General features: G+C 74.2%; 1 pseudogene. It reads right to left on the reverse strand.

Annotated features, from left to right (window positions below):
• Positions 1-89: 89 nt before the first annotated feature.
• Positions 90-827, reverse strand: a pseudogene (locus P1P75_RS41715) (DNA-formamidopyrimidine glycosylase family protein); the annotation flags it as partial.
• Positions 828-869 lie beyond the last annotated feature (42 nt).

Genomic DNA, 869 nt, shown 5'->3' on the forward strand with positions numbered 1-869 from the left:
TCCTGTGCTACGGCGTCGCCAAGGCCGCCGTGGTCCAGCTGACGAAGACCCTGGCGACCGAGGTCGGCCCCCACGGCATCCGCGTCAACGCCGTCGCCCTGGTCGGCCACGCGGATCGGGGTTCCGCAGCGCAGGCAGGGGCGGGGTGCGCGGCCGTAGGTGAAGAGGTCCTGGCCGCGGCGGCCCGTGGTGCTGCGGACGGGGCGGTCGCGGTTGGCTTCGAGGAGCTGCTTGGCCAGGGCCGGGAGCTTGGCGGCGCGGTCGGCGGGGAGCGCGCCGACCGGGAGCCAGGGGGTGACGCCGAGGAGGAAGCAGAGCTCGCTCTTGTAGACATTGCCGATGCCGGCCAGATTGCGCTGGTCCAGGAGGGCCTCGCCGAGGGGGCGGGCCGGGTCGGCGAGGACGTTGGTGAGGGCCTGGCCGGGGTCCCAGTCGGGGCCGAGCAGGTCGGGGCCCAGGTGGCCGACCACCCGCTGTTCGTCGGGGGTGCGCAGCAGGTCGAGCACGGGGAGGCGGTAGCCGACGGCCGTGCGGTCATGAGTGCCGAGGATGGCGCGGATCTGGTGGGCCGGGCCACCGCTCCAGCGTTGGCCGTTCGCGAAGACCTTCCAGGCGCCGTCCATCCTCAGGTGCGAGTGGAGGGTGAGACCGCCCTCGATACGGGTGAGGAGGTGCTTGCCGCGCGGGGTGACGTCCAGGACGGCGCGGCCGGTCAGGTCGGCGGTGGCGTGCTTGGGCACGCGGAGGTCGGAGCGGGTCAGCACCTTGCCCGCGAGGGCGTCGTGCAGCCGGCTCGCGGCCTGCCAGACCGTGTCACCTTCGGGCATGGGTCAAGGGTGGCACGGCGGGCGGAGTGGGCAGGGCGAGGG

It is taken from the genome of Streptomyces sp. ID05-39B (assembly GCF_033794725.1).
In the GTDB taxonomy this organism is placed as follows: domain Bacteria; phylum Actinomycetota; class Actinomycetes; order Streptomycetales; family Streptomycetaceae; genus Streptomyces; species Streptomyces bobili.